This is a genomic window from Amycolatopsis acidicola (assembly GCF_007713735.2).
Taxonomy (GTDB): Bacteria; Actinomycetota; Actinomycetes; order Mycobacteriales; family Pseudonocardiaceae; genus Amycolatopsis_E; species Amycolatopsis_E acidicola.
In genome coordinates, this window is the sequence record NZ_VMNW02000062.1 from 43,091 (window position 1) to 53,733 (window position 10,643).

Sequence of the window (10,643 nt, forward strand, 5' to 3'; positions counted from 1 at the left end):
TGATGAATTCCCACCCGCCAGCCCGGCCGCCACCCCTGGCGGACACGCTTCGCGCGACAGTGCCTTCACGGCGTCGGAGCTGTCCTCGCCAGGAACCGTCTCAGAACCCCCGGCGGTGCCGGTTGGCGGCCCACAACAAGCGGCTCCGCCGCTTCTCAAACAGTCCTATTAGGAGTGACGATGTCCCTGTCCGGTAAGACCCTGATCATGTCCGGCGGCAGCCGCGGGATCGGCGAGGCGATCGCCGTGCGCGCGGCCCGCGACGGGGCGAATGTCGCGCTGCTGGCCAAAACGGCGGAACCGCACCCGAAGCTGCCCGGCACGATCCACACCGCCGCGAAGGCGATCGAGGACGCGGGCGGGCACGCGCTGCCGATCCTCGGCGACGTCCGGGACGACGACGTCGTGGCGGCCGCGGTCGCGAAGACCGTGGAGACCTTCGGCGGGATCGACATCGTCGTGAACAACGCCAGCGCCATCGACCTCAGCCCGACCGAGTCGGTCAGCATGAAACGCTACGACCTGATGCAGGACATCAACGCGCGCGGCTCGTTCCTGCTGTCGAAGCTCGCGATCCCGCACCTGCGCCGGAGCGCGAACCCGCACGTGCTCACGCTGTCCCCGCCGATCAGCCTCGAGGAGAAATGGTTCGAGGCCGGGCATCTCGCCTACAGCATCGCGAAGTACTCGATGAGCCTCGTGACCGTCGGCCTCTCGGCGGAGCTGCGCAAGGACGGCATCGCGGCGAACTCGCTGTGGCCGCGCACCACAATCGACACCGCGGCGATCCGCAACGTCGTCGGCGCGGAGCTGGCGAACTACTCGCGCACCCCCGAGATCATGGCCGACGCCGCGTACGCGATCCTCACCAAACCCAGCCGCGACGCCACCGGCAACTTCTACATCGACGACGAGGTGCTCGCCGCCGAAGGGGTCACCGACTTCGCGAAGTACCGGCTGTGCGAACGCGAGGAGGACCTGCGGCTGGACTTCTGGGTGGAGCCGTCCTGAGCACGCCCCGCGAACCCCAGCAGGAGCGCAGCCGCACCACGCGGCGGCGGCTGATCGAGGCGGCCGTCGAATGCCTCGGCGAGCTGGGCTGGAGCGGCACCACCGTCACCGTTATCGCGCGGCGCGCGGGGGTGTCGCGCGGGGCGGCGCAGCACCACTTCCGCACCCGCGAGGACCTCGTGACCGCGGCCGTCGAGTACGTCGGCGAGGTCCAGGTCGCGCAGCTGCGGAGGCAGGCGGCCGAGCTGCCCGCGGGGGAGTCGCGGATCGAGCCGGTCGTGGACATGCTGCTCAACCTGTACGCCGGCCCGATGTTCCGCGCGGCGCTGCACCTGTGGGTGGTGGCCTCGGCCGACGAAGCCCTGCGCGCCACGCTCGCGCCGCTCGAGGCACAGGTCGGGCGGGAGGCGCACCGGGTCGCGCTGGAGCTGCTCGGCGTGGACGAGTCGCATCCCGGGGTGCGGGAGCTGGTCCAGGCCACCCTCGATCTGGCGCGCGGGCTCGGCCTGGCGAACCTGCTCACCGACGACACGAAGCGCCGCCGCCGGATCGTGCGGCAGTGGGCGCGGGTACTGGGGACGAGCCTGCCGGAACCCGGCGAGGGGGACGAGCGTCCCACTGAGCGCCAAGTCACGGGTATCTCACGTTGACGAAGCCACTCTGCTCTAGTAGCTAACACTAATGGAGCAATGAGCGATAACTCAGTGCAGGCAAGTTCACCCGAGGGGATGATTACGGTGGCCGAGGAGCTATCGCATCGCGCGATGTCGATGCTGAGAGCAGTCGCGGAGGGCCGTGCGCGCATGTCCAGCAGCTGCGAACCCGACCTGTTCATCGACGGCGTGCCGTGCTGCGACCAGATGACCGCGCACGCCCTCGCCCACGGTGGCTATATCCGCCTCGCGGACGACGGCACCGCCGCCGAGCTGACGGCTGCCGGGCGCGCGGTGCTGGGCGTGCCGGTAGCTGCTTGAGCGGGGTGCCCTGGCCCATGGCTGCCCTGGCCGACGGTGGCTATGTCCGTATGGCGGGCGATGGCGGCACGGCTGAGTTGACGGCTGCCGGGCGCGGGTGTCTGTAGCTGCTTGAGCGGGGCGCGCGGCCGGTACGTTGCTCACGAACGGCCGCTCGCGTCCGGGGCCACGCCCGCTCCGCTACTCGCTTGTGCCGATGTCTTCGAACCACAGCTCGGGGCGGGCGGCGATGAACTCCTCCATCAACGCCACGCACTCCGGGTCGTCGACCACCGTGATGCCGGTGCCGTTCACGGCGAGCCAGTCGTGGCCGCCGGAGAACGTCCGCGCCTCGCCGATGATCACGTGCGGGATCGCGAACTGCCGCACCAGCCCGCTGCAGTACCAGCACGGCGACAGCGTGGTCACCATGACCGTGTCCCGATAGTGCGGGCGGCGCCCGGCGTTGCGGAACGCGGCCGTCTCCGCGTGCATCGAGGGATCGTCATCCTGCACGCGCCGGTTGTGCCCGCGGCCGAGCAGCTCACCGTCCACAGTGAACAGTGCGGCGCCGATCGGGACACCGCCCTCGGACTTGCCGAGCAGGGCTTCTTCGCGGGCGACGGCGAGCAGGGGCGCGGGATCGAGGCTCATGCGCCTCAGCGTAGCGAGCCGAAGAACTCCCGCAGCTCGCCGACGAGCAGGTCCGGCACCTCCATCGCGGCGAAGTGCCCGCCGCGGTCGAGTTCCGTCCAGCGCACGATGTTGTTCGCCTGCTCGGCCTGCGACCGGATGGGCAGCACGAGGTCGCGGGGGAACACCGCCACGCCCATCGGGGTGGGGGAGGGCTCCGCGCGCCGGACCCAGACCGCCGCGGATTCCTTGTACAGCCGGGCGGACGAGCCCGCCGTCCCGGTGAGCCAGTACAGCATCACGTTGGTGAGCAACTGATCCCGGTCGACGGCGTCCTCCGGCACGTTCCGCGAATCGGTCCACTCCAGGAACTTCTCCACGATCCAGGCGAGCTGCCCGGCCGGCGAATCCGTGAGCGCGTACGCGAGCGTCTGCGGCCGCTGCGACTGCACGGCGCTGTAGCCGGAAAGCTCCCGCTGGTAACGCTCACGCCCGGCCAGCCGCAGCTTTTCGTCCTCGGTCAGTTCGGCGCCGGACGACCGGCCCAGCACCATCGTGACGTGTACGCCCACCACGTGCTCGGCGTCCACCCGCCCCAGTTCCCGCGAGATCACCGCGCCCCAGTCACCGCCGTGCGCCGCGTAGCGCTCGTAGCCGAGGCGCCGCATCAACTCGGCCCAGGCGCGGGCCACGCGTGCCGAGTTCCAGCCGGTTTCGGTGGTGGGGCCGGAGAATCCGTACCCGGGGATCGAGGGGATCACGAGGTGGAAGTCCGCCGCGAGCGGCTCGATGATCCGCAGGAACTCCGCGACCGAACCGGGCCAGCCGTGCGTGATGATCAGCGGCAGCGCGTCCGCGCGCGAGGACCCGACGTGCAGGAAATGCACCCGCTGACCGTCGATTTCGGTGGTGTACTGCGGAAACCCGTTCAGCAGCCGCTCCTGCGCGCGCCAGTCGTAGTCGTGGCGCCAGTAGCGCGCGAGCCCCTGGAGATAACCCTTGGGGACGCCGTAGCTCCAGCCGACGCCGGGCAGCTCGTCGGGCCAGCGGGTCAGGTCCAGCCTCGCGTGCAGATCGTCGAGCTGGGCCTGCGGGATGTCGATGCGGAACGGGCTGATCTCGCTCATACCACCGACCCTAGGGGCACTAGCGGCCGGAACCGGACCGCAAACCGGGCCCGGTTCCGGCTTTTCAGGCCCCGGTGGCCTCTTCGATCTTGCGCTGCAGTTTGTTCATCCCGCCGAGCCAGCGGTCCGGCTCGGTCGCGCGCGCCGCGTAGTAGTCCGCGACCTCCGGATGCGGCAGCACGAGGAAACGCCCGTCGGACAAGGAATCCAGCACGGCGTCGGCCACCTGCTCCGGCTCGATCGCCGACGCGGCCATCAGCATCTCGCCGCCGGTGCCCGTGCCGGCGAGCATGTTCGTGCGCACGCCCTGCGGGCACACGGCCTGCACCGTGATCCCGCGGTGCTGGTACGTCGCCCGCAGCCACTCCGCGAACGCCAGCGCGCCGTGCTTCGTCACCGAGTACGGCGCCGAGCCCAGCATCGTCAGCAGGCCGGCGGCCGAAACCGTGGCGAGGAAATGCCCGCGCCCGCGCTCCAGCCAGTCCGGCAGCAGCAGTTTCGCGGCCCGCACGTGGGCCATCACGTTGACGTTCCACGCCTTCGCCCACTGGTCCTCGGGCGCTTCCGGGCCGCCGTGCGGGGCGACGCCCGCGTTGGCGCAGAACAGATCGATCGTGCCCAGCTCGGCGCGGGCCGTGGTGATCAGCTGCTCCACCCCGGACTCGGACGCCGCGTCCACGGCGATCCAGCTGCCGCCGATCTCCCCGGCGACGCGGGCCGCGCCCTGTTCGTCGAGGTCGGCCACGATCACCCGGGCGCCCCGCGCCGCGAACTTCCGCGCCAGCGCGCCGCCGATCCCGCCGCCGCCCCCGGTGATGACGACCCCGGCGCCCTTCAGCTCGAGGCTCACAGGCCACCGCCCAGGGTCACGCCGCCGTCGAGCACGAGGGTCTGCCCGGTGATCCAGCCGGCGTCGTCGGAGAGCAGGAAGGCGACCGCGCCCGCGATGTCCTCGGGCACGCCGAGCCGCTTGAGCGGGTATGCCGACGAGACCTCCGCCTCGCGGCCCTCGTACAGCGCGGTGGCGAACTTGGTCTTGACCACCGCGGGCGCCACGGCGTTGACGCGGATGCCCGGGCTCAGGTCGACCGCGAGCTCCTGCGTCATCCGGATCACCGCGGCCTTGGACACGCCGTACATGCCGATGCCCGGCGAGGCCCGCAGCCCGGCGATCGAAGCGACGTTCACGATCGAGCCGCCGTGCTCGCCCAGCCAGGCGTCGCGCGCGAGCCTGGTCCAGGCCAGCGGCGCCAGCACGTTGACCGCGAGGATCTTCGCCGCGGCCTCGAGGTCGACGTCAGCGATCGGGCCGAACACCGGGTTGATGCCGGTGTTGTTGACCAGCATGTCGAGGCTGCCGAAGGTCTCGATGGTCTTCGCGACCGTCTCCTGCTGGTGCGCCGGGTCGTCGGCCTTGCCCGGCACGGCGATCGCCACGCCCGGCCCGCCGAGCTCGTTCACGGCCTCGGCCAGCGGCTCGGGTTTACGCGCGGTGATGCACACCTTCGCGCCCCGCTGCACCAGCTCGTGGGCGATGCCGAGGCCGATGCCCCGGCTCGCCCCGGTGACGATCGCGACGCGGTCCTTGAACGAGTTCACTGTGCTTCTCTCCTCCGATGCCCGGCGCGGCTAAGCGCCCGCTTACACTGTGCAAGGCCCGGCCGCCGTGGTGACGAGCGGCGCGGCAAGTCCGCCGCTACGCGGTTCGATCTTGGGAGGATCGCGCGATGACCATCTCGCTGTCGGCCGAACTCTGGCCCGACGTCCAGCCCGAAGCGGCACGGCGGCTCATGCTGGCCGCGGTCGAATCCTTCGCGAGCCGGGGATACCACGCCACGACCACCCGGGACATCGCCGCGGCCGCCGGCATGAGCCCGGCCGCGCTGTACGTGCACTTCCCGTCGAAGGCCGCGCTGCTGTTCGCGATCAGCAAGAGCGGGCACGAGCAGACGCTGACCCTCGTCGAGAGCGTGGCCAAGCGGGACGAGCCCGCGAAGGAGCGGATCCGCAAGATCGTGGAGGACTTCGTCTCGTGGCACGCGCGGCGGCACACGGTGGCGCGCGTCGTGCAGTACGAGCTGCAGGCGCTGCCCGAACAGGAGTACGCGGTGGTCGCGGACCTGCGGCGGCGCATCGAGCAGCACATGCGGGAGGTGATCGCGGAGGGCGTGGAGCAGGGCGAGCTTTCCGTGGGCGACCTGCGCACGGCGGCCCGCGCGGTGCTCTCGCTCGGCGTGGACGTGGCGCGCTGGTACAGCGACCGGATCGGCAAGACGCCGAAAGCGCTCGCCAAGGAGTACGGCGAGCTCGTGCTGCGCATGCTCGGCGCCACTGCCTGACCTCACGAGGCCCACGCTACCGCACATACTAAGCGGTCGCTCACCTCCCCTGGGGTGGTCCGGCGGACCGCCCCACCCCACTCGCATGTTGGCCGCCCCGGTCGGTGTATTGGCCGTTCCCGCGCGCGTGTTGGCCGCCCCGGTTGGTGTGTTGGCTGTTTCTGCACGTGTGTTGGCCGTTTCCGTCGGTGCGGTGGCGAATCCCGTGTCGGCGGGTCCGGGGTGGCGCGCTGCGGAGGGCCAAGACACCGCCCTGGGCGGCCAAGACACCGCCGCGGGTGGCCAACACACCGCCGCGGGCGGCCGACATGGGGACGGGGCGGCCACCGTGGCCCCGGCGTCACCCGTGGCCGAGTGGCGCCCGGGGCACGGGGACTTCCCGGGGCACGCCTTCCCCGAGGTGCAGCCGCAACATCGCGGCGCGCGACCACGACGGCGGCCGCCCCAGCCGGGAAACCAGCACCATCACGGCGAAAGCCAGCGGCACCGCCCACGGCGCCGGCCGGGCGACGAGCACCTCCGCCCAGCCGTGCAGCGGCGGGCCGGACAGCGCCAGCAGGATCGACGCCGAGACGGACACCAGCCCGGTCAGCACGCCCGCGATGGCGCCCGGCGCGGTCAGCCTCGACCACCAGATTCCCAGCACCAGCAAGGGACAGAAGGTGGCCGCGGCCACGGTGAACGCCCACGTGACGAGCACGTCGGCGTCGATCGGGGCGGCGGGCAGCGCGAGCAGCACGACCCCGGCGGCGGTGACCAGCACCGCCGTCCGCAGCGTGCGCAGGCCGCCGGACATCAGGTCGTGCGCCGTCGCGCCGGAGACCACGAGCAGGAGCCCCAGCGAGGTGGCCAGGAACGCGGCGAACGCGCCCGCGGTGAGCAGCGCGGTGAACGTGGTGCCCGCCCACCCGGTGTCCACCTGGCTCGGCAGCGCGACCACCGCGGTGTCCGTCGCCCCGGTCAAATACAGTTGCGGCACAAGGACTTTCCCCAGCAGCCCGTACACGCCGGGCACGAGGTAGAACACGCTCAGCAGCCCGATGGTGATCGCCGCGGTGCGCCTCGCGGCCCGGCCGTCCGGGCTGGTGTGGAAGCGCATCAGCACGTGCGGCAGGCCCATCGTGCCGAGCACGGTCGCCATCAGCACGGCCAGCGTGCTCAGCAGCGGGTACCCGCTGCCGCCGATGTCCAGCAGCGGCCGCTCCCACCCCGGCGCGCCCGGCAGCCGCCCGCCGTCCGCCGTCGGCACCGGCGCCCCGGCGGGGAAGGTGACGCGCTCGCCGGAGCCCATCGACAGCTCGCCCGGCGGGTACACGCGCAGGGTGCCGTCGGAGGAGCGGATCGGGGTCGGCTCGGTCAGGCGCAGCGTCACGTCGACCTCGAAGGTGACCGCGGTGTCCTTGCCGAACCGCGAAAACTCCACCGGGTGCACGGCTTCCGCGCGCACCGCGGGGCCGACGGTGATCACCAGCCACAGCGCGGGAACCACCAGCAGCACCAGCTTCAGCACGAACTGGAACGCCTGCACGTACGTCGCCGCGCGCATCCCGCCGAGCGCGAGCGTGACGCTGACCGCGGCACCCGCGATCACCACGCCCACCCAGTACGGCGTGCCGCTCACCGCGCTGAGCACGAGGCCCGCCGTGCGGAACTGCGGGATCAGGTACAGCACGCCGATCACCAGCACCGTGACCGCGGCCAGCCGGCGCAGCGTGGCCGAAGCCAGGCGCGCCTCGGCGAACCCGGGCACGGTGAGCGCGCCCGAACGCCGCATCGGGGCCGCGATCAGCGCCAGCATCACGAGGTACCCGGCGGTGAAACCCACGGTGTACCAGAGGGATCCGATGCCGTCCTTGACGACCAGCCCGGCCACGCCGAGGAAAGAGGCGGCGGAGAGGTACTCGCCGGACACCGCGGCCGAGTTCAGCACGGGCGAGATCCGCCGTGACGCCACCAGGAAGTCCGACGTGGTGCGCATCGCCGCGACCCCGCGCACGCCGATGAGCAGGGTCGCCAGCACCACCGGCAGCACCGCGATGACCGCGATCACCGGTCGTCCTCGATCTCCTCGGCGCGGCGCAGCTGCCACACCGCGAGCAGCACCATCACCGGGAACGGCAGCACCCCGAGCATCAGCCACGACAACGGGAAACCCAGCAGCCGCACGTGATCGAGCCCGGGGAGCAGCCGGAACACCACGGGCAGCCCGCACAACAGCAACGCCGTGACGGCCAGCGTGATCAGGGCCGGACGGCGTTGCCTGCGGTAGGCGTCGAACGCACGGGCGGTTTCCGTGGCCTCCATGCGCGGCACGCGCCAGGGCCCGCCCGCGCGGCGGTGCGCGTGCGCGAGCCTCGTTTGCGGACTGGTGACAGCCACGCGGCGGGTGCGGGTCACCGGCCGAGCTCTCCGCGCTGCGCCGCCTGCAGCAGGCGCTCGCGCAACTCGCGGGCGTGGCGGCGGCTGACCGGCACGTCCCCGGCCGCGGTGTGCGCGAGGACCCCGCCGACGGAGTCGCTGCGCAGCTCGCGGACCGCGTGCAGGTTCACCAGGAAACCCCGGTGGCTGCGCACGAAACCGCGTTCCTCCCAGTACTCCTCCAGGCGGGACATGGGCATCCGCACCTCGTGCACCTCGCGCCGGGTGTGCAGCCGCACGTAGTCGCCGCGCGCCTCGATGAACTGGACGTCGTCGCGGTGCACGTAGCTGGTGCGCCCGCCCGACTCCACCGCGAGCGCGGGCATGGCGTCCACTGTGGACGGTGTGACGCCCGCGGCCTCGGCGCGCAGCGCGAGCACCATCCGGTTCACCTTCGCCAGCGCGGCGGCGAGCCGTTCGGTGCGGATCGGCTTGAGCACGTAGTCCACCGCGCCCACGCCGAAAGCGCTTACCGCGTGCTCGTCGTAGGCGGTGACGAACACCACCGCGGGCGGCTGAGCCAGCCGCGACAGCAGCCCCGCCAGTTCAAGCCCGTCCAGCCCCGGCATCGCGATGTCGAGGAACGCGGCGTCGAACCCGCCCGCCCGCAACGACTTCACCGCCGCGAGCGGGTCGTGCACGGCGGTCACCTCACCGACCTCCGGGGCCGCGCGCAGCATCCGGGTCAGCTCGTCCAGCGCGGGCGGCACGTCGTCGACCGCGAGCACCCGCAGGCTCATCGGTCCTCCTTCGCCAGCTCACTCACGGCATCACTCCAGGCTGGAAGCGGGGCACCCGCACCACGACCTTGCATCCCGCGCCCGGCGCCGTTTCGACCACCAGGCCGAACCAGGGGCCGTAGACCGTCCGGAGCCGACGGTCCACATTGGCCAGCCCCAGGCTGTCGCCGGACTCGCCCCCGGCGAGGATCTTGGCCGCGAGCGCGGGATCCATTCCTACCCCGTCGTCCTCGACGCTGATCACGCAGTCGTTGCCCTCCGCCTCGCCGCGGACCCCTACGGTGCCGGTGCCCGCCCTCGGCTCGATGCCGTGCCGGATCGCGTTCTCCACCAACGGTTCCAGCACCAGATACGGCACCGCGACGGCGAGCACCTCGGGCGCCACCCGCACCTGGACGTGCAGTCGTTCGCCGAGCACCGCCTTCTGCAGGGCCAGGTAGGTCTCGATGGCGTGGAACTCCTCGGCGAGCATCGTGTACTCGCCGTGCTTGGCCAGGCTGTAACGGGTGTAGTCGGCGAAATCGAGCATCAGCTCGCGCGCCCTGTCCGGTTCGGACGTCACCAGCGACGAGATCACGGTCAGTGCGTTGTAGACGAAGTGCGGCGAGATTTCCGCCCGCAGCGCGCGGAGTTCGGCCTGCGCGGCCTGGTCCGCCGACGCCTCCAGCTTGCCCCGCTCCACGGCGTGCCCGACGAGCGCCGCCGCCTCGCGCACCGCGGCGGAGGAGACCCGGCCGGACACCAGCAGCGCCCCGCCCAGTTCGTCCCTGATCCGCAGCGGCACCGCGATGAGCGGGGATTTCTCTTGCGTCGCCTCGGAATGAAGCGCATCGTGGACGAGCGCGGCGACGACCGGCTCGTCGGGCACCGGGCCGATCCAGGTGGTGGTGCCGGACAGATCGGCGAAACCGGCGGCGTCGGCGCCGAGGAGCCGGCGGATGCGGCGGAGCGCGCGGCGGGCACGGATCGAACCCGTGCCGTCGCGCAGGTCCCGGGTGATCCGGCGGGCCGCGGCGAGGACCTGCGGCGTCGCGTCCTTCGTCCGGTTGCCCAGGCGGACCAGCATCCCACCCACCTCATCTTCACCGACGGTCGGTCATCGATTGTAGGCCGACGCTCGTCAACCGTTCGTCCCGGTTCGGCTACCGTCCGTCGTGGACATCGTGACGACCGGCACAAGACGGGCTTATCTTGCGCCGCATGACCAACGACGCTCTGTCGAACCTGCTGACGGAAAACCGGACGTTTCCCCCGCCGGAGGGATTTGCCGCGAACGCCAACGAAAAGGCTGAATCGTACGGCCGGGCAGACGCCGATCGTGAGGCGTTTTGGGCGGAGCAGGCGGAGCGGTTGTCGTGGGATACGAAGTGGTCCCGGGTGCTGGATTGGTCGGGGGCGCCGTTCGCGAAGTGGTTCGTGGGC

At 71.7% G+C, this 10,643-nt stretch carries 13 protein-coding genes; 5 read left to right on the top strand and 8 right to left on the bottom strand.

Translation table 11 applies throughout. The features are described 5' to 3' along the window. Positions 1-180: 180 nt before the first annotated feature. The 3 genes from FPZ12_RS31200 (at position 181) to FPZ12_RS31210 (ending at position 1,985) form a co-directional block, all read left to right on the top strand. A complete protein-coding gene (locus FPZ12_RS31200) occupies positions 181-1,011 on the top strand; it encodes an SDR family oxidoreductase (RefSeq protein ID WP_144757322.1) in 831 nt (276 codons plus the stop codon). Further along, complete coding sequence (locus tag FPZ12_RS31205) at positions 1,008-1,661, top strand: TetR/AcrR family transcriptional regulator (RefSeq protein WP_144757341.1); 654 nt, start codon at positions 1,008-1,010, stop codon at positions 1,659-1,661. Before FPZ12_RS31200 ends, FPZ12_RS31205 begins: the two co-directional genes overlap by 4 nt. Positions 1,662-1,775: 114 nt before the next feature. Beyond that, entirely contained in the window at positions 1,776-1,985 is a 210-nt protein-coding gene (locus FPZ12_RS31210) for a hypothetical protein (protein WP_144757339.1), read from the top strand. A 180-nt stretch (positions 1,986-2,165) separates the two neighbouring features. On the opposite strand, the gene FPZ12_RS31215 is transcribed toward FPZ12_RS31210, so the two are convergent. The 4 genes from FPZ12_RS31215 to FPZ12_RS31230 all read right to left on the bottom strand — a co-directional run bounded on the left by FPZ12_RS31215 (position 2,166) and on the right by FPZ12_RS31230 (position 5,323). Continuing rightward, complete coding sequence (locus FPZ12_RS31215) at positions 2,166-2,618, bottom strand: nucleoside deaminase (RefSeq protein WP_144757320.1); 453 nt, start codon at positions 2,616-2,618, stop codon at positions 2,166-2,168. 5 nt (positions 2,619-2,623) lie between these two features. After that, positions 2,624-3,724, bottom strand: a complete 1,101-nt coding sequence (locus FPZ12_RS31220) for an epoxide hydrolase family protein (RefSeq protein ID WP_144757318.1) — start codon at positions 3,722-3,724, stop codon at positions 2,624-2,626. A gap of 64 nt (positions 3,725-3,788) precedes the next feature. Beyond that, complete coding sequence (locus FPZ12_RS31225; protein WP_144757315.1) at positions 3,789-4,574, bottom strand: SDR family oxidoreductase; 786 nt, start codon at positions 4,572-4,574, stop codon at positions 3,789-3,791. Beyond that, the gene (locus FPZ12_RS31230; RefSeq protein ID WP_144757313.1) at positions 4,571-5,323 is read right to left on the bottom strand and encodes an SDR family oxidoreductase; all 753 of its coding nucleotides are present in this window, start codon (positions 5,321-5,323) and stop codon (positions 4,571-4,573) included. Before FPZ12_RS31230 ends, FPZ12_RS31225 begins: the two co-directional genes overlap by 4 nt. A 128-nt stretch (positions 5,324-5,451) precedes the next feature. On the opposite strand from FPZ12_RS31230, the gene FPZ12_RS31235 reads away from it, so the two are divergent. Next, entirely contained in the window at positions 5,452-6,063 is a 612-nt protein-coding gene (locus tag FPZ12_RS31235) for a TetR/AcrR family transcriptional regulator (RefSeq protein WP_144757312.1), read from the top strand. A gap of 340 nt (positions 6,064-6,403) precedes the next feature. On the opposite strand, the gene FPZ12_RS31240 is transcribed toward FPZ12_RS31235, so the two are convergent. From FPZ12_RS31240 to FPZ12_RS31255, 4 genes are read right to left on the bottom strand one after another with little or no spacing between them, the layout of a single operon-like run. After that, a complete protein-coding gene (locus tag FPZ12_RS31240) occupies positions 6,404-8,113 on the bottom strand; it encodes a sodium/solute symporter (RefSeq protein WP_144757310.1) in 1,710 nt (569 codons plus the stop codon). Beyond that, positions 8,110-8,460, bottom strand: a complete 351-nt coding sequence (locus tag FPZ12_RS31245; RefSeq protein ID WP_144757308.1) for a hypothetical protein — start codon at positions 8,458-8,460, stop codon at positions 8,110-8,112. The genes FPZ12_RS31240 and FPZ12_RS31245 overlap by 4 nt, the downstream gene beginning before the upstream one ends. Continuing rightward, on the bottom strand, positions 8,457-9,221 hold the full coding sequence (locus FPZ12_RS31250; RefSeq protein WP_144757306.1) for a LytR/AlgR family response regulator transcription factor: 765 nt from the start codon (positions 9,219-9,221) through the stop codon (positions 8,457-8,459). The genes FPZ12_RS31245 and FPZ12_RS31250 overlap by 4 nt, the downstream gene beginning before the upstream one ends. 22 nt (positions 9,222-9,243) lie before the next feature. Further along, positions 9,244-10,287, bottom strand: a complete 1,044-nt coding sequence (locus tag FPZ12_RS31255; RefSeq protein ID WP_144757304.1) for a sensor histidine kinase — start codon at positions 10,285-10,287, stop codon at positions 9,244-9,246. A 134-nt stretch (positions 10,288-10,421) separates the two neighbouring features. On the opposite strand from FPZ12_RS31255, the gene FPZ12_RS31260 reads away from it, so the two are divergent. Continuing rightward, positions 10,422-10,643 (top strand): acetyl-coenzyme A synthetase N-terminal domain-containing protein (locus FPZ12_RS31260; protein WP_279537840.1); only part of this gene is annotated, 222 nt, incomplete at its 3' end.

What these genes read in the sequence shown, in the direction of transcription:
- FPZ12_RS31200 (WP_144757322.1), top strand. Translation starts at nt 181, where the DNA reads ATGTCCCTGTCCGGTAAGACCCTGATCATGTCCGGCGGCAGCCGCGGG.
- FPZ12_RS31210 (WP_144757339.1), top strand. Translation starts at nt 1,776, where the DNA reads ATGTCGATGCTGAGAGCAGTCGCGGAGGGCCGTGCGCGCATGTCCAGC.
- FPZ12_RS31215 (WP_144757320.1), bottom strand. Translation starts at nt 2,618, where the DNA reads ATGAGCCTCGATCCCGCGCCCCTGCTCGCCGTCGCCCGCGAAGAAGCC.
- FPZ12_RS31220 (WP_144757318.1), bottom strand. Translation starts at nt 3,724, where the DNA reads ATGAGCGAGATCAGCCCGTTCCGCATCGACATCCCGCAGGCCCAGCTC.
- FPZ12_RS31235 (WP_144757312.1), top strand. Translation starts at nt 5,452, where the DNA reads ATGACCATCTCGCTGTCGGCCGAACTCTGGCCCGACGTCCAGCCCGAA.
- FPZ12_RS31250 (WP_144757306.1), bottom strand. Translation starts at nt 9,221, where the DNA reads ATGAGCCTGCGGGTGCTCGCGGTCGACGACGTGCCGCCCGCGCTGGAC.
- FPZ12_RS31255 (WP_144757304.1), bottom strand. Translation starts at nt 10,287, where the DNA reads ATGCTGGTCCGCCTGGGCAACCGGACGAAGGACGCGACGCCGCAGGTC.